Raw genomic sequence first — 17,011 nt, forward strand, 5'->3', positions numbered from 1 at the left:
ATTATTTCAATAATTTAGTGTACAAATCCAAATATTTTTGAGCTGACTTATTCCATGAAAAATCCAAATGCATTTCCCTTTGTCTAATTTCTGACAACAAATCGACCTGATTAACTATTTCTAAAGTCCTTATCACACCCTGTACTGCATCTTCAACATGTGCTTCGGGAAATACGATACCGTATCCACCTGTCTCTTGCACGTCAATAACTGTATCTTTGAGCCCGCCAATACCTCTTACTACTGGAATTGTCCCATACTGTAGGGCATATAATTGATTTAATCCACAAGGCTCCACTCTTGAGGGCATCAATAACAGATCTGTTGCTGCATATACTTGATGTGCAAGTGATTCATTATACCCAAAATAAACTGCAAGCTGTTTTGGGTATTTTTCTAAAATCTGTTGCAAAGCATCCTGAATATCTTGATCTCCTGAGCCTAAAATAAATATACTCATTTTGGATTTAATATTTCCCAAAAGTTGATCAATTATTTCAGCTAATAAATCTGCTCCTTTTTCTATCGCAAATCGGCCTATAAATGACATTAATGGTAAAGAAGGATCTAATTTATACTGTTCACATAAGCTTTTTTTATTTTGTGATTTACCTTTTTCAACTGTATTAAGATTATAATTCGAATCAATTAAAGTATCTAACTGCGGATTCCAATAATCTGTATCGATCCCGTTAACAATGCCGTATCCTTTTTGCGATTCGGATGAAAACAAAGATTGTAGACCATTTGCTTCGATAAATAATTCTTTTAAATATCCTTCTGAAACCGTAGAAAATGCATCGCAACATTTAACCGCTGCTGCCATGGGATTAATTACACCATCCCAATCAAGCAATCCCCATTGCCAAGAATCGAAACTTGGCAATAAAATACCTTTACTCCAATTCATCCAGCCTTGGTACTGTCCATTGTGAACTGTAAAAAGTGTTTTAACATGCGAAAACTGTTGAAATTCATAACTGTATTTCAATAAAAAAGGAACCAATCCGACATGATGATCATGACAATTGATCAAATCGGGTTGTATGCCATCTGCTTTTAACCAATGTAAAAAAGCATGTTGAAATGACAGCCATTGCTCAGATTCATCAGGGTAACAGTATACTTCCTCACGATCTAATTTACCGGGTATGCGAATGAGATATAATGGAAATCCGAGCAGATCATTTGCTTCCTTCAAAATTTCATAATGCAATAATTCCGATCCTTGATAGAAAGCTCCGTAGGCAATATGATCAAACTTATTTTCTTGTGTAAATTTTCGATTGTACCAAGGCATAACAACGGATGCGTCAACACCAAGTTTACGCTGATATTTAGGTAAAGCTCCCAATACGTCTGCCAGTCCGCCTACCTTTGCTACCGGAAAACATTCAACACTTAAATGTATTACTTTCATTATGCTTTTCGTTTTAATATTATACCTCCTAAAGGTGGTAAAGTTATCGTTATCGATTGCTCAAAACCCATCCAGTGAATATGTGTTGAATTGTAAGCTTCGCCGATCAGTCCACTCCCATTAAATTCTAATTGATCTGAATTCAAAATTTCTTCCCATACGCCATTTTTTGGTATACCTATCCTAAATTCTTTTCTAACAACTGGGGTTAGATTTAATACGACTAATAAGTTGTCTTTTTCTTCATATCCCTTGCGTAAATACGCGTACACGCTATTGGTATAATCTCCTTGTTCTACCCATTGAAACCCATCGCCTACAAAAGCTTTCTGATAAAGTGCAGGTTGACTTTTGTACACACGATTTAAGGCGGTAACAAATCTAAGCATACCTTTATGTGGCGAATAATCCAGTAAGTGCCAATCCAAAGATTTGTTTTCATTCCACTCTGCTGTTTGTGCAAATTCATCACCCATAAATAACAGTTTCGTCCCGGTTAATGTAAACATATACAAATAAAGTGCTCTTAAATTTGCGAATTTTTGCCATTCATCACCCGGCATCTTATACAAAAGAGATTTTTTTCCATGCACAACTTCGTCATGAGATAATGGCAACATAAAATTTTCATGATATGCATACACAGTTGCAAAAGTCAATTTGTGATGATGATATCGGCGATTAATAGGATCTTCTTTGAAATAATCTAACGTATCATGCATCCAACCCATCATCCATTTCATGCCAAAACCTAATCCTCCTACAGATGTTGGCTTACTTACACCAGGCCAAGATGTTGATTCCTCTGCGATGGTATGAACATCTGGGAAATGATGATAAACAGCTTCGTTAAATTCTTTTAAAAACTCTACAGCTTCCAAATTTTCTCTTCCTCCAAATTTATTGGGTTCCCACTCGCCTTCATTACGCGAATAATCAAGATAAAGCATGGAAGCAACGGCATCCACACGCAAACCATCCACATGATACCGGTCCAACCAAAAGAGCGCATTACTAATGAGGAATGATCGCACTTCGTTTCGACCATAATTAAAGATATATGATTTCCAATCTGGATGAAATCCCTTCCTTATATCTTCGTGCTCGTAAAGGAAACTACCATCGAAACGATATAATCCATGAGCGTCACCAGGATAATGTGAAGGTACCCAATCTAAAATTACACCAATATTATGCTTATGTAAAGATTCGATCAAATACATTAAATCTTGTGGTCCCCCATAGCGTGAAGATGCAGCAAAATAACCCGCAATCTGATAACCCCAAGATGGATAAAAGGGGTGTTCCATAACAGGAAGAAACTCGACATGTGTAAATCCTGTTTCTATTATATAGGGAACTAATCGATCTGCAATTTCGCGATAGGAAAGCAAGCGATCGGGATCTGAAGGATCACGTTGCCAGGAACCCAAGTGCATTTCATACACCGACATAGGTTTATCCAAACTATTAAATTGAGCTCTTTGTGACATCCAGTTTTTGTCCTCCCACTCATACCAAGTTGTACCGACAATTGACGCAGTTTGTGGTGGTAATTCACTAATCAACGCAAAAGGATCAGCTTTTTCCAATTGCTCTCCTGCCATTGAATTAATATGGTATTTATATACTTCTCCTATTCCAATATTTGGAATAAATCCCTCCCAGATACCACTTCCGTCCCAACGCACATGCAAAAGGTGTGTATAAGGATTCCAACCATTGAAATTTCCAATCACGGAAACTTGACTTGCATAAGGTGCCCAAACGGCAAAATAAACTCCTGATTGACCGCTATACTCAACAACATGAGATCCAAATTTCTCATATAATTTGTAATGTCTTCCAGCTCTAAATAATGATATGTCGAATGCTGTAAGTAATGAAAATACTTCTACTGGTTGACCCATGATCAGATTAGGTGTTAGGTTTAATAATCGTAAATTATGTTATAATTAAGTTTCTGAAATCTTTTTCTACTTGGATGTAATCATTGCCTGATTCATCTTTTAACAAGTTGAGTTCAACACCATCTGCCTTAACTGTTCTTACTTCAAATGGAATGCCGATCAGATAAATTTTGTAATCATCAAACCTTTCATTGTAAAGTCCTTCCACTTGTTGCAGTATCACTAAGCTATTATCTGTCCCTTCTAAAAGGAAGTGTTTTTCAGCATAGACACTTTGTTCATAAGCAAAGGTATCGCCATGATCAGCATAGGTATAAGAGTCAAACTTACCTCTACTGAAATAAACATTCAATTTCAATACATCAATTTTTTGCTGAAATGTATATTGCATGACGGGATATTCAGGAATTATACTTCCTCCTTTTACAAAAATTGGCATTTCATCTAGGGGAGTATCAATAGTATGTTCCTGTAAACCTACATATTTCTGTAAATTGAAATAATAATACCATTCTCCTTCAGGAAGATAAACCACTTTATTTTTTTGCCCAGGATTAAGAACAGGTGAGACTAAAATTTTATCTCCGAAACAAAACTCTTCCTCTCGTATTAAATTTTTAGGGATATGTTGTTCCACCAAGGAAATCGGTCTTAAAATAGGTTCTCCATAACGATGTTGTTGCCAAAAAATGGTATAGATATAAGGTAGTAATTTATACCTCATTTCAATAAATTTCTTACATATTGCTTCCCATTCGGGGCCAAAACTCCATGGTTCACGGTCGCGTGTATCACCTGCGGAATGTACGCGCATGAATGGAGAAAAGACACCAAATTGCATCCAACGTGTAAACAATTCTCCATCCGGTTCTCCTGTAAATCCTCCAATATCGGTTCCGCAAAAAGAAAGTCCCGAAACGGATAATCTTTGCAACTGCAGAAGACCAATACGAAGATGTTCCCATGTTGCAATATTATCTCCAGTCCATACCGAAGAAAAACGCTGTGTACCCGAATACGCTGCTCTCGTGATAGTAAAAGGTCTTTTATTTTTATATAGCTTTTTTAAACCATCATACGTAGCACGTACCATCTGCATGCCATATATATTGTGCGCTTTCCTGTGGGAACCTCGATAGCCATCATAGTTATGTCTTACGTCATCCGGAAATGTACCTCTTCCAAAAACAGCAGGTTCATTCATATCGTTCCAAAATCCAGCAACTCCGTCATCAACCAAGCCTTTGTATAAAGTACCCCACCATTCCCTTACAGTTGGATTTGTAAAATCGGGAAACTGACATCTTCCAGGCCATACAAAACCTTCCATAAAATAATCATCACCTCGACGACAGAAATATCTATTTTGCTGTCCTTCCTTAAATACCCAATAATTTTCATCAACCTTAATACCAGGATCTATCATAACCACTGTTTTAAAGCCGTTGGCAGCTAAATCTGATATCATTTTCTTAGGATCCGGAAAATATTTTTTGTCCCAGGTGAAACAGCGATAGCCATCCATATAATCGATATCGAGGTAAATAGCATCGCAAGGGATTTCTCTTTTTCTAAATTCTGCTGTTATATCTCTTACATTCTGCTCAGGATAATAACTCCATCGACATTGATGGTAACCAATCCCCCATAATGGAGGCATATAATGGGTTCCAGTAATACTATGATAACGTTTTACCACATCGATCATATTTGGGCCATGAATATAATAATATTGCATCTCACCGCCTTCGGACCAGAAGCTTGTACGTTGTTTATTTTCTGAAGCAAAATCGAAGAATGTTCTGAATGTATTATCAAAGAAAATACCGTAGGCTTCTCCACCAGTCACTCCGATATAAAAAGGAATTGTTTTATAAAGGGGATCTTGATTAAAAGCATAGCCGTAGGTATCCGAATTCCAGTTTTTAAATCGTTTACCTCGAAGATTTAAATTGGTGGCTTTGTCTCCCAAGCCGAAGAAAGCTTCATCTTCATGTGCCTTTTTACTGCAATATACATAATAACCGCCAAAGTCTGGATTTTCCTCCCAATGCATTGGTTTATCATCGGTATTGAATACTTTACCTGAAAAATCTTGAAATGAAACCAAAAAATCTGCTTTACGGATAGCGCAGATCACTTTATTTGTTTTCACGTAATAACTTGTTTCATCTTCATCTACAGAAAACGATACTGCGTGCTGATCTGTATCGATAACAGCATAAGAAAAGTCATCTAAAAAAGATCCTTGAGGAGCCAAACGAACGCGAATAATTTCATCAGAAACTATTCGAATTTCCACTTTAGCAATACCATCTGTAAAATAAAATGTATTCCGGTCCTTAGAGCATGCTCTTACTCTTGCCAGGTATTTTTTCTCTATAGTAGGAAGGTCTAATACAGGATTATTAACATGATGTACATTATCTTCAGCAGAGTTTGCATCTAACAGATCATTTGCAATTTCCTCTTTTTTTATCGAGTCTCCCATAGTATTTATCTTTAAATAATTTAATCAGTTTAAGCTGAACTTAAATTACGATAAATAATACAAAAACTCGCTACATCATGTGGTAAAGAATAAACTTAATTTCATTTTATAGCTTATTTGCTACGGATAGCTTCCACAGGATCTAATCTTGAAGCCATCAAAGCCGGAACAATACCTGATATCAAACCAATTAACGTCGAAATAAAGACCGTCAAGAGTACCATCTTTATACTCACGACAATTGCTAACCCAGTACCAATTTTAACCAATAATGTGATCAGAAACACGATAGATAAGCCAATAGCACCTCCTAATAGACAGAGCACAATTGATTCGATCAAAAATTGAGACAATATAAAAAAGTTCTTAGCTCCTAATGCCTTTTGAATACCAATAATATGTGTACGTTCTTTGACACTCACAAACATAATATTGGCTATACCGAATCCACCTACCAATATCGAGAAAATTCCAATACAAAAACCGGCTAGATTTACAATGCCAAACATTTTATCCAGTTGTGAAGTTATCATGGTTGTTTGATTAATTGAAAAATCGTCCTCTCGTTGTGGAGAAATGCGGTGAATTGAACGCATTAAAACTTTAATTTCACTTTCAGCTTCTGCTAAAGAATACTTTGACATCACTCGAACAGCAATACTTGGTGAAAAATTATCGTAATTAACTAGATTTCGAGCAAGCTCAAAGGGAATAAATGCACTATTATCAGGAGAAGTGTTGATTAGAACTCCTTCCCCTTCCTTCTTTAATACACCAATTACCTGTACCTTCCTTCCCAGCATGTTGACATATTTTCCCAGAGGATCACTATTTGGGAAAAGTCCCTCTGCGATGACAGCACCTAAAACAGTCACTAATGACCCTGCACGGGTTTCGCTTTCGACAAAATATCTACCTTTTTCAACATTCAAATTCTGAATACTGTACTGATCCTGTGTACCTGCTGAAATAGACACTCCTGAGGCGTTATTATTTTTATATTTAATCGTAGAATTACCGATATCAATCATATAGGCAATTTTATCTGCTGTCGTTATACGTTCTTTCAGCATTAAATAATCCTCGTACTTTGGTTCTGGTCTATTGAGATATTTCCACCAAGGGAAATCGGGACCTCCAGTCCAAGGCCATTTCTGAACATATAATGTATTTGATCCTATTTTTTTAACAGAATCTTCAATATTATTTCGTAATGTATCAACGGCTGAAAAAACACCAATAATCGTTAAAATACCTATTGTCACCCCTAATAAGGACAATAAAGTACGTGTGCGGTTATCTTTTAGCGCCGACAGTGCGAATTTTGCACTTTCCTTAATGAGACCTATTGCTAGCATATTCAGGTTCTAAATTACAATTAAGTTTTGATTTTATGTCAAAATCAATTCATTAATCAATTTAATCCAGAAAGAAACTCCCTTTTAACTAAAAAATTGACTACCTTTGTATGCTTATTTATGTTCCAATAAGTCTGTTATAGGGAACTTAAATACATATAAAAGGCAATCATTTAAAATATCAATATTAAAGATGAAGTTATCTCAATTTAAATTCAACTTACCAGAGTCTCTTTTGGCGTCTGAACCAACTGAAAATCGTGACGAATCACGCTTAATGGTTTTACACCGTGATACTGGTAAAATTGAGCATAAAATTTTTAAAGATGTATTAGATTATTTTGATGACAAAGATGTCATGATTTTAAATAATACAAAAGTTTTTCCGGCGCGTCTATATGGCAATAAAGAAAAAACTGGTGCTACAATCGAAGTTTTCTTGTTACGTGAATTAAACAAAGAACTTCGTTTATGGGATGTATTGGTTGATCCAGCTCGAAAAATCCGTGTAGGAAATAAACTTTACTTTGGAGATGATGATTTATTAGTTGCTGAAGTTGTTGACAACACGACTTCACGTGGACGTACAATCCGTTTCTTATTTGATGGAACTGATGAAGAATTCCGTCGTAATATTGAGATTTTGGGTGAAACTCCACTTCCAAAATACATTACTCGTAAAGCAACACCTGAGGATAAATTTCGTTATCAAACAATTTATGCTAAAAATGAAGGAGCTGTTGCAGCACCAACTGCAGGTCTTCACTTCTCTCGCGAGTTGATGAAACGTTTGGAACTAAAAGGTGTTGATTTTGCTGAAGTAACTTTACATGTTGGATTGGGAACTTTCAGAACGGTTGAAGTTGAAGATTTAACAAAACACAAAATGGATTCTGAGCAGTTTATCATCACTGAAGAAGCTGCTAAAACAGTAAATAAAGCTATTGACTTAAAAAGAAGAGTTTGTGCCGTAGGAACGACTTCAATGCGCGCAATTGAATCGGCTGTTTCTGCTGATCGTCACTTAAAACCAGCGAACGATTGGACGAGTAAATTTATTTATCCGCCATATGATTTCAGTATTGCAAACTCAATGATTACGAATTTCCATACTCCAGAATCTACTTTATTAGTAATGATTGCTGCTTTTGGTGGTTACGAACACGTTATGAATGCTTATGAACAAGCGGTTAAAGAAAAATACAGATTTTACAGTTATGGCGATGCCATGTTGATTATCTAATCGACAATTAAAAAATATAGACGTGGATAAATAGTATATTTATCCACGTTTTTTGTTTTCAATCCTTTTATATTCATCAAAACCCATGATCGATCAAAGCTTTGTTTTAATAGTTGCGGCTGGCAAAGGTAGTCGTATGCAGTCAGATTTACCGAAACAATATCTATTGATGAACGGGAAACCAGTCTTGATGCATACGATAGAGAAGTTCTATACAAGTACCAAACAACCCCATATCATCATAGCGATTGATCCAGCAATGGAGTATTTTTGGAAATCTCTTTGTCAAGAATACAAGTTCACTATTCCTCATGATATTACTTATGGAGGAGAAACCAGATTTCAGACGGTCAAAAATGGAATTGCATTTATCAAAAAAAAGCAACTAAATTTACAGGAAATTGCTATCGCTGTACATGACGCGGCTAGACCTTTAATAGCCACCAATACAATTGATCTGGCCTTTGAACAAGTGAAGGTTTCTAAAGCGGTAATCGTTGCTCGTTCGTGTACTGATTCTGTTCGTATGACGACAGCAGATACCAACTATGCAATTGATCGTAATCATATTTGGCTTGTACAGACACCTCAGATTTTTGAAGGAGGTTTATTAGAAACAGCTTATGAACAGGATGAAGAGGCGACTTTTACAGATGATGCTTCCGTTGTGGAAAGATTAGGTATACCTATTCATATTGTGATTGGTGATTATAAAAACATTAAGATAACTTATCCTGAGGATCTGGAAATTGCACAGATCTACTCAAAAGTATAGAAGTGTATAATTACACCCTGATCTCAAGTTGATCGTAAGCTAAAGTAATATTTGCAGGAAGTTCCTTTACAACATCTTTATGCAGCCCCATTCGATGACCAATATGTGTTAGATAAGTTTGTTCAGCTCCTATTTCTTGAGCAAAAGCTACAGCTTCATCCAAAGTCATATGCGAAACATGGCTTTCTTTTTGTAAAGCATTTATAACTAAAACTTTCAATCCCTGAAGTTTTTCTTTTGTTAAATGGGATACGGTCTTTGCATCTGTAATATACGCAAAATCGTCTATTCTGAAACCTAATACAGGCATTTGATAATGCATCACTTCCAAAGGAAGAATTTCCTTTCCAAACAATTGAAATGGTTTTAATGCTTCAATTTCCACTAATTCTAAACGCGGTATCCCAGGGTATTTTACTCCAGAAAAAGCATAGTAAAATTCTCTTCTTAACGCATCATGAAGAACATCTGTACCATAAATATCTATGGAAGACTGTTGCTTAAAATTAAATGCTCTAACATCATCAAGACCTGCGATATGATCTTTATGTGAATGTGTCATTAATATCGCATCCATATGCATCACATGCTCGCGTAACATTTGATATCTAAAATCTGGACCCGTATCTACGACAATGTTTCTATCGTTATAACTAATCAAAATAGAGGAACGAAGACGTTTATCAAAATGACTATTTGATAAACAAACAGCACATTGACAAGCGATAACAGGTACACCCTGTGAAGTTCCAGTTCCTAAAAATTTGACTATCAACGTTTTGATTTTAGTTTAGTAATTTGTGTATAAATAGTAAGGTGCTTCTCATTAACGCGTGATTGATCGATGTCGATTTCAGTTAAAATAGCCATCAAGGACTGAATTTTCATCTCTAAATTAGAAAACTTATTCACGACAACTACAAGTGAACTCTGTAACACACACGCTCCTGTCTTAAAAGTCCCTTTCTCGTACCTCACCCTATATCCCTGATCCTTAAAAAGTTCTTCGATCTTATCTAAACTTCCTTGTGTATATGCTACCAATTTTTCCCTTATTTATGCTTGTGCCTATATTCAAACTTAGATAAATTTGCTCAGATTTGCAATACAATTACCTCCAATTGAACAGGAAATATACAGGTTGCAAAGCACTTTTATCGTTGTTGATTGCCTATACAATTCTGATTTTTCTGATAAACCTGTCTGGAAATGATTAGCAATCAGTCCCTAAATAATTGTATATGAAAAGCTTTATACATTAAATTTTAAAGATTACTTCGCCAATCGAATTATTTCTTCACCAAAGATATCCCAGCTATATTTTTTCTTTTCCTCTTTCATATTTTCACGAAAGACACTTCCTTTATTTTGATCATAAAAAGATGCTATTCCTTTTGCAATTTCTGCTATATTAGGTTCGACAACGGTACCAACGAGTCCATCATGCACCAGTTCTGGCAGTCCGCCTACTCGAGTAACGATCATAGGAAGATCAAAGTGATAGGCTACTTGGGTAATACCGCTTTGTGTGGCAGTTCTATAGGGTAATACGACAACATCGGCTGCACAGAAATATTTACCAACTTCATCATTCGGAATAAAGGAAGTGTGGAGATAAATACGGTCTTGCAAACCGTATTTTTGAATTAGTGACTGGTAAAGATCCTCATCTCCATAAAACTCTCCAGCTAACAATAATTTTACATTTAACTCCTGAAGTTCTACTTTTCCTAACGCTTCCAAAAGCATATCCAATCCTTTATACTGGCGTATAAAACCAAAAAACAAGACAACTTTGTCTTCCACTGGTATCTTCAGCGCTGCTCTTGCTTGTTCTAGACTAATGCTAGGACCATAGTTATCGTATAAAGGATGTGGTGTATAAGTTGCAGGTATCTTAGAATTGATCTCTTTTAAATCGTCCAAAACACTTCTACTCATCGTAACACAACCATCAACAGCATTTAAGAAGTATTTCGCTAATATTTGATCTCCAATTCGATGTTCATGTGGAATAATATTATCCGCAATACAGACTACTTTTGTGTGTTTGTTTTGACGTACAATTCTTTGAATCGTTCCAAGGCAGGGCCCAAAGAAAGGCATCCAGAAGCGCACGATTAAGAGATCATAATTTGCTTTCTTTAATTCTAGTCCTATTTTAATCCAGTTAAAAGGATTGACAGAATTCACCTTTGAAAAAATTCGTAATCCATTTGGTGCGGATTCATCTGAAAATTGCGACTTACCAGGAAATAAAAAATTTGGATACTGGAGTGAAAAAGAATAAATATCCACTTCATGTCCCAATTGCTGATAATGCTCGGCCAATCGTTCATTAAACGAAGCTATTCCCCCTCCTCTTAATGGATATGCAGATCCTAAGATAACAATGCGCATTTCTATTAATTATATTACTTTCTCGATCTGATAATTATTACGATCTGTACTATTTCTCGAAACCAATTCTGCCAAAAAACCGGTTAGAAACAATTGTGAACCAATGATAATCGCTGTCAGTGATAAAAAAAACATCGGCTGATCTGTGACATCTCTAAATGGTGTTCCAGCGGCGATACTCATCAATTTATGACAGATCAAGTATAAAGTAATAATAAGACCTACTAAAAAACTCACTACACCCATTACACCAAAGAAGTGCATAGGACGTTTAGCAAATTTTCCAACAAAAAATATGGATAATAAATCAAGAAAACCCTTTACAAAACGACCTGCACCAAATTTGGTTGTACCGTATTTCCTTGGATAATGCTGTACAACCTGTTCTTGAATATTGGTAAAACCTGCCCATTTCGCTATAACAGGAATGTAACGATGCATTTCTCCATACACTTCAATGTTTTTAACAACATCTTTACGATATGCTTTCAAGCCACAATTAAAATCATGCAAATTATTAATTCCCGACATACCTCTTGTCACAGCATTGAACAGTTTAGTAGGTAATGTCTTTGTAAGTGGATCATAGCGTTTCTGTTTCCATCCAGAAACTAGATCTGCCCCTTTATTCATTATACGATCATACAATTCCGGAATTTCGTCAGGACTATCCTGTAAATCGGCATCCATTGTAATTACCACATCACCTTGAGCTGCTGCAAAGCCAACATTTAAAGCAGCAGATTTACCATAATTACGTCTAAATTTGATTGCTGAAATATTGTTATTGCTCTTTTTTAATTCTTCAATTATAGCCCATGATTTATCCCTGCTTCCGTCATCAACTAAAATAATTTCATAAGAAAACTGGTGTTTAGCCATCACACGGTCTATCCATGAGGTTAGCTCTGGTAAAGATTCTTCTTCATTAAGAAGGGGAACAACAACTGAAATATCCATATGTACGTTGATCATTGTCAATATATTTGCTTTATAAACAAGTTAAGGTATCGTCATTCTGACAACACCTTAACGTAATGATTTTTTTTAAATTTATCCTTTTAAACAGCAGGATTACTGCTAGCTTTTTGACCATTTTTTGTCAAAGCAGCTAACATTAGGGCAAACAAAAAATAAGGAAGTAAGGTGATAATAAAACCTTTTGCACGAGCGCCCAAAGTCATGTTTGCAACCGATTCATTATCTTTCTCCATTTGTTCAATGCTTACATCTATTGTTTTTTGCTTTTCTTCTTCACTGGCAAAACCTGTACTTCTTTCCATACTTTCAATCCGAGCATTCATCATTACATGAAAATTTTCTTCCTGAAGAGTTGGTTCTACATATTTTAAATAGGTAAAAGTACTTACTGAAGCGACTATATGATTAATTACAAGCATGATGTAAATACATTTCAACGCCTTACTAAAGTCCCAGATACCTCCCATTTTTTTTCGTAGCGCAAAGGTTATTAAAACCGTCACACCTAAAAATAAAATAAAATTAAAAAATGGATTGCTGTACTGCAATAAGGCTGATCCTTCTAATGGCTTTACTACATAAATGGAACATAATCCTAAGATAAATGAAATCATCCCTAAGCCAACACCATATAGGATACTTGTAATCTTACTATTTTTGTCAACACCAACTTCCATTACCCCTTGTAAAAGTTAGTAATAATTTGATAAAGAGCTGCATCAAAAGCTTTGTTTTCACTGTGAGATTCATACTCTTCAAACTGCGCATCTTTAGGGTTAATCTCACTGAAGAAACTTATGATTGCATAAAATAGCTCATAAACCTCACTTGATGGATTGATTGTTTTTGCAGTTTTTGCAATTTCTGCATATGTACTTTCTACTAAAATTTGATTGGCAATGATATCTTCATAAATCTCATGCTCATCTTGAAACTCATCTTCATCAACCAATAAAAACTCCTTCAAGTAATCATCTAAATCAGGATCAATCTCATCATCTTTACATTCTCGTAAGTATAAAAATATATTCAATAGTTCTGTACCGCGATCTATTGTTTCATCTTCGATTTTCTCCCATTCTTCAGACTCCAAATAATCTTCTTCTAATTTTTGAATATCAGTAGAAAAAAAGTTCATCAATAACAGATCGACATATACTTCTCTTAACTCATCAAATAGTGGATAGTCATCAAAAGCTTCATCCAATAAAGCCAATTTATCGATATATTTTCCATCGGTATCAAAAACATGCTCAACTTTTGTTAAAAATTCTGATTTTGTTTCGATGTTATCTACTCTACCGTAGGTATTGATCCCTGCAGCAACAGCCGCTTTAATATTCGCTTCCATTATTAAGCATTTTTTATGATTTGACCATTATTGATCACTAATTTAACTTTTCCTTTTAACTCTTTTCCGAACAAAGGACTATTTCTAGATTTGGATCTGTTTGATTCTTGATCAAAAATCCAATTTTCATTCATACTGAATAGCACCAAATTGGCCACTTCACCCTCTTTTATCTCAGGTAAAGTTAATCCAACTACCCGTCGTGAATTTACAGCTAATTTTTCAACTATCTGTTGTTCGTTTAATCCTGCTTTGATTAAAAGAGGTAAAACAGTCTGTAAACCAATTATACCATTTTTTGCGATATGAAATTCAACATTTTTAAATTCAATTTCATGCGGAGTATGTTGTGAAACAACAGCATCAATAACACCATCCTTCAATCCTTTTATTAACGCTTTTGCATCGGATTTGGTACGCAACGGGGGACTTACTTTATAATTACTATCAAAATCAACAATTTCATCATCAGTAAAAACCAATTGATGTGCGGCAACATCACAGGTGACCTGAATTCCTTTTGCTTTTGCCTTTTTTATTAAATCTACCGCTTCGGCTGTACTAATTGTAGTAAAGTGAATAGGTGACTCAGCATATTCAGCTAGATAAAGGTCACGAGAAACCATCAAAGACTCTGCAAGATTAGGAATACCTTTCATACCTAAATAAGTACTCATCACCCCTTCGTTCATTTTATTACCTCCCGCCATTGAAGCATCTTCTGGATGAGCAATGATTAAGCCTCCAAATCCGCGCGCATATAACAATGCACGGCTCATTAAACCAGCATGCTGCATACTTTTATTACCATCACTAAAAGCAATGGCACCAGTCTGTTTCATATCATACAACTCAGCCATTTCATGGCCTTCGCGATTTTTACTCACCGCTCCGATCGGTAAAATATCTACCAAATTACCTTTTGCAATATTGACAATTAAAGCGACTTCAGCCCTGCTTTGGATTGCCGGTTGCGTATTGGGCATCACAGCAACGGCAGTGTATCCTCCAGCTGCGGCAGCAGCAGATCCAGAAGCAATATCTTCTTTGGTTTCCAAACCTGGTTCACCAAAATTAGCATTTAGGTCAAAGAAACCTACAGAAAGGATGTTTCCTGAACCATCGAATATTTCTATATTTTTATCAGCGACTTCAATGGAATTTGCAATTTTGGAAATCTTTCCTTTTTCAATGAATACATCAACCACCTGTTGATCAAATTCATTTCCCGGCAAAACCACTTTGACAGAAGTAATTAATACGCTTTTCATATGCTTAAGAAGTTGAAATTTATTGGATTTGAATAGTAAGTACGCGCAGTTTTAAAGCACACTAATACTCTTTCCTTAGTAGAATTCAATAAAAATAGTGAGTTTTCTCTTTGAAAATTAGAGGAAGGATTATTTTTAATACGTGTAGCTTTAGACTGCTTCATTTCAAAAAACAAAGTTACAAAATACTATCGATTCTCCATTGAATTTTAGAAAATATTCACGTAGCTATCGCTATTCTGTTCCCCACTGATAATGATTAAAATTAAAACCAGCCAGACTCAACACCCGATCCACGACTGTACCTGCTAATTCATCAAAAGTTTTCGGTAAACTATAAAACGACGGTGATGCCGGGCAAATAATACCACCTGCATCAGTCACAACTTTCATATTTTGAATATGAATATGACTTAAAGGCGTTTCTCTAGTTACTAAAATTAATTTTCTGCGTTCTTTCAATATGACATCAGCTGCCCTTGTTGTTAAATCAGAAGAGATACCATGCGCGATACGTGCTAAAGTCCCCATTGAACAAGGACAGATAATCATGGTATCAAAACGTGCAGATCCCGAAGCAAATGGCGCAAAAAAATCATTTTTACTGTAAAATTGGAAAGGGAATTGTTCATAATCTTTATTTTGCAACTCCTCCTGCCACACAACTTTGGCATTGTCTGACATTACTACTCCCACTTCACTGATCTGATCTTTTAATTCCATCAGTCGATTTAGCAGAACCTTAGCATAGATGGAACCGCTTGCTCCTGTTATTGCTACTACAATTTTTCTAGACATAATTTCCTTTTAATAAACAAAGCTATAAAAAAGGGTCGAATAAGGAATATTCGACCCTACATCTACCTATGAAAAACAAACCCTTGGGAGGGGCGTATACAAATATACCATAAGTGTGAATATTTTAAAGGATTTTTTTAAAAAAAAGAATAATTGTTACAACTATATTCCTAAAAATAGTTAAAAACACCTTATTTATTACCTAAAAGCCTGATAAATTAAAACTTAACAAGGTTATCTACATGTACAACCAATGATTATTAATAAAAAATAATCTGTACAATTCTTTCATAAATTCAGATTTTCATCATATTTTTTTTCTATTTTAGTTACCGTTAAGATCGTATAATACTAGAAAATGAGTTTAAGTATATTAGAACAATACATCGAATCTGGAAATAGTAGAGATTTAGATTTGCTTTTAACTAGCAACCCAGCCTTAATCTTAGAAGAAACAAGTCACGGCATTTCGCCTTTATTACTAGCTTGCTATTTTCATAAACCTCAAATCATCCGCGTTCTGCTTCAGCACAATCAAGGCTTAAATATTCATGAAGCAGTGGCTGCCGGCTTGGATAATTATATAGAAGCGATGATTAAACAGTTACCTTCAGTTGTTAATGAGGTCTCCACACATGGTTATTCTGCCCTCGCTTTAGCGACCCATTTTAATAAAGAAGATGTCGTTCGTCTATTACTTGCACATAAAGCCAATCCTGATATCCCTACCCAAAATGAGGAACATCTCTACCCGCTTCACATTGCTCTTCTAAATAAAAACACGGCAATTACAAAGCTACTTATTGAAGCTGGAGCTAATGTTAACAACAGACAGCAAACAGGTCTTACCCCATTGCATTTAGCAGCACAACAAGGAAATATTGAAATTATCGTTTTACTCCTTGAACATGGAGCTATTATTGAATTGAAGAACTCCAATAACAAAACAGCATCAGATCTCGCTGCCTCAAAAGGCTATAGTGATATTGCAACAATACTTAAGGATGTGTAAA

The 17,011-nt window shown here is 35.4% G+C and carries 15 protein-coding genes; 3 read left to right on the top strand and 12 right to left on the bottom strand.

The window, feature by feature from the left end:
• Position 1: 1 nt before the first annotated feature.
• From ACFS6I_RS15300 to ACFS6I_RS15315, 4 genes are all read right to left on the bottom strand, one after another.
• Positions 2-1,420 (bottom strand): glycogen synthase, encoded by a 1,419-nt coding sequence (locus ACFS6I_RS15300; RefSeq protein ID WP_380921886.1) that lies wholly within the window; start codon positions 1,418-1,420, stop codon positions 2-4.
• Positions 1,420-3,330 (bottom strand): 1,4-alpha-glucan branching protein GlgB, encoded by a 1,911-nt coding sequence (gene glgB, locus ACFS6I_RS15305; protein WP_380921888.1) that lies wholly within the window; start codon positions 3,328-3,330, stop codon positions 1,420-1,422. The genes ACFS6I_RS15300 and glgB overlap by 1 nt, the downstream gene beginning before the upstream one ends.
• 34 nt (positions 3,331-3,364) lie before the next feature.
• The gene (locus tag ACFS6I_RS15310; RefSeq protein ID WP_380921890.1) at positions 3,365-5,821 is read right to left on the bottom strand and encodes a glycoside hydrolase family 31 protein; all 2,457 of its coding nucleotides are present in this window, start codon (positions 5,819-5,821) and stop codon (positions 3,365-3,367) included.
• Positions 5,822-5,934: 113 nt separating this feature from the next.
• Complete coding sequence (locus ACFS6I_RS15315) at positions 5,935-7,179, bottom strand: ABC transporter permease (protein WP_132771824.1); 1,245 nt, start codon at positions 7,177-7,179, stop codon at positions 5,935-5,937.
• Between the two features lie 193 nt (positions 7,180-7,372).
• Between ACFS6I_RS15315 and queA the strand changes: the two genes are divergently transcribed.
• Complete coding sequence (gene queA, locus ACFS6I_RS15320; protein ID WP_045752934.1) at positions 7,373-8,422, top strand: tRNA preQ1(34) S-adenosylmethionine ribosyltransferase-isomerase QueA; 1,050 nt, start codon at positions 7,373-7,375, stop codon at positions 8,420-8,422.
• An 85-nt stretch (positions 8,423-8,507) separates the two neighbouring features.
• Positions 8,508-9,197 (top strand): 2-C-methyl-D-erythritol 4-phosphate cytidylyltransferase, encoded by a 690-nt coding sequence (locus ACFS6I_RS15325; RefSeq protein WP_380921893.1) that lies wholly within the window; start codon positions 8,508-8,510, stop codon positions 9,195-9,197.
• A 10-nt stretch (positions 9,198-9,207) separates the two neighbouring features.
• Here ACFS6I_RS15325 and ACFS6I_RS15330 read toward each other — a convergent pair whose 3' ends face one another.
• The 8 genes from ACFS6I_RS15330 to ACFS6I_RS15365 all read right to left on the bottom strand — a co-directional run bounded on the left by ACFS6I_RS15330 (position 9,208) and on the right by ACFS6I_RS15365 (position 15,998).
• Positions 9,208-9,972: an MBL fold metallo-hydrolase gene (locus ACFS6I_RS15330; protein WP_380921895.1), complete on the bottom strand. Its 765-nt coding sequence runs from the start codon at positions 9,970-9,972 to the stop codon at positions 9,208-9,210.
• Positions 9,969-10,241, bottom strand: a complete 273-nt coding sequence (locus ACFS6I_RS15335; RefSeq protein ID WP_021188135.1) for a hypothetical protein — start codon at positions 10,239-10,241, stop codon at positions 9,969-9,971. The genes ACFS6I_RS15330 and ACFS6I_RS15335 overlap by 4 nt, the downstream gene beginning before the upstream one ends.
• 228 nt (positions 10,242-10,469) lie before the next feature.
• The gene (locus tag ACFS6I_RS15340; RefSeq protein ID WP_380921897.1) at positions 10,470-11,597 is read right to left on the bottom strand and encodes a glycosyltransferase; all 1,128 of its coding nucleotides are present in this window, start codon (positions 11,595-11,597) and stop codon (positions 10,470-10,472) included.
• A gap of 9 nt (positions 11,598-11,606) precedes the next feature.
• Positions 11,607-12,557, bottom strand: coding sequence for a glycosyltransferase family 2 protein (locus tag ACFS6I_RS15345; protein WP_168128203.1), 951 nt, complete (start codon positions 12,555-12,557; stop codon positions 11,607-11,609).
• A gap of 101 nt (positions 12,558-12,658) precedes the next feature.
• Positions 12,659-13,255 carry a DUF4199 family protein gene (locus ACFS6I_RS15350; RefSeq protein WP_380921899.1) on the bottom strand — a complete coding sequence of 199 codons (597 nt, stop codon included), beginning with the start codon at positions 13,253-13,255 and terminating at the stop codon, positions 12,659-12,661.
• Positions 13,255-13,929, bottom strand: coding sequence for a hypothetical protein (locus tag ACFS6I_RS15355; RefSeq protein WP_380921901.1), 675 nt, complete (start codon positions 13,927-13,929; stop codon positions 13,255-13,257). The genes ACFS6I_RS15350 and ACFS6I_RS15355 overlap by 1 nt, the downstream gene beginning before the upstream one ends.
• 2 nt (positions 13,930-13,931) lie before the next feature.
• Entirely contained in the window at positions 13,932-15,200 is a 1,269-nt protein-coding gene (locus ACFS6I_RS15360; RefSeq protein ID WP_380921903.1) for a dihydroorotase, read from the bottom strand.
• Between the two features lie 234 nt (positions 15,201-15,434).
• The gene (locus ACFS6I_RS15365; protein ID WP_132771829.1) at positions 15,435-15,998 is read right to left on the bottom strand and encodes a UbiX family flavin prenyltransferase; all 564 of its coding nucleotides are present in this window, start codon (positions 15,996-15,998) and stop codon (positions 15,435-15,437) included.
• Between the two features lie 358 nt (positions 15,999-16,356).
• Between ACFS6I_RS15365 and ACFS6I_RS15370 the strand changes: the two genes are divergently transcribed.
• Positions 16,357-17,010, top strand: coding sequence for an ankyrin repeat domain-containing protein (locus ACFS6I_RS15370; RefSeq protein ID WP_346596808.1), 654 nt, complete (start codon positions 16,357-16,359; stop codon positions 17,008-17,010).
• Position 17,011 lies beyond the last annotated feature (1 nt).

Origin of the sequence: Sphingobacterium anhuiense (assembly GCF_042686355.1) — a bacterium.
Taxonomy (GTDB): domain Bacteria; phylum Bacteroidota; class Bacteroidia; order Sphingobacteriales; family Sphingobacteriaceae; genus Sphingobacterium; species Sphingobacterium anhuiense.